The organism is Aurantimicrobium sp., from assembly GCF_036667855.1.
Classification (GTDB): Bacteria; Actinomycetota; Actinomycetes; order Actinomycetales; family Microbacteriaceae; genus Aurantimicrobium.
Genome location: NZ_JAVWTF010000120.1, coordinates 1 through 1,019, shown reverse-complemented (window position 1 = coordinate 1,019; position 1,019 = coordinate 1). Strand labels below are relative to the sequence as shown.

1 protein-coding gene is annotated in these 1,019 nt (G+C 56.5%); it reads right to left on the bottom strand.

Annotated features, from left to right (window positions below):
- Positions 1-1,019, bottom strand: a 1,019-nt coding sequence (locus RR877_RS10630; protein ID WP_332628252.1) for a helicase-related protein, incomplete at both ends; no start/stop codon positions are given.

Here is a 1,019-nt window from a genome sequence, read left to right as displayed (position 1 = left end):
CACGGGGTGGGCGGTCGTCACGAGAGTAGCGATCATCACGAGAAGGACGTCCCCCGCGGTCTCCGCGATCGCCCCGGTCACCGCGGTCATTACGACCACCGCGGTCATTACGACCACCTCGGTCTCCGCGGTCACCACGTTCAGCACGTTCCTTGCGGGTCTGCTCTTCACGTGCGTAACGCTGTGCGCGCTCGTCCTCTGCAGAGAGCAGAAGAGGAGTGTCACCCTGAGCAACAACAGCAAGAGCGGCGGCAACATCAGCTTCTGGAACATCGTGGTGTTCGATGTAGTGGCCAACAATCTCACGGAACTGGAGAATGAGGTTTGGCTGAGCGAGCGCTTCAGTGATGGCATCGTCGAAGCGCGCAAGTCGTGTGACATTGACATCTTCAACGCTCGGCAACTGCATCTGCGTCAAAGGCTGACGTGTTGCTCGCTCAATAGCGTTAAGCAGACGTCCTTCACGAGGAGTGACAAAGCTGATAGCTGCACCGCTGCGGCCAGCACGACCCGTGCGACCAATGCGGTGAACATAGGACTCTGTGTCAATCGGAATATCAAAGTTGACCACGTGGCTAATGCGCTCCACGTCTAGTCCTCGAGCTGCAACATCGGTGGCAACAAGGATGTCGAGCTTGCCGGACTTGAGCTGTTCAACCGTGCGCTCACGCGTGGCCTGAGGAACGTCACCGTTAATTGCCATCGCAGAGTATCCGCGAGCGCGAAGCTTCTCGGCGAGAGTCTCAGTCTCGTTCTTGGTGCGCGTAAAGATAATCATGCCTTCGAAGTTTTCAACTTCGAGGATGCGGGTCAGCGCATCCACCTTCTGGGGGTAGGAGACCATGAGGTAACGCTGAGTGATCGTCGACGAGGTCGTGGTCTTGCTCTTGATTGTGACTTCTTCAGGTTCGTTCAGGTACTGCTTGGAAATACGACGAATCTGTGCTGGCATGGTTGCAGAGAACAGGGCAACCTGCTTGTCCGAAGGAGTATCAGCAAGGATTGTCTCCACGTCCTCA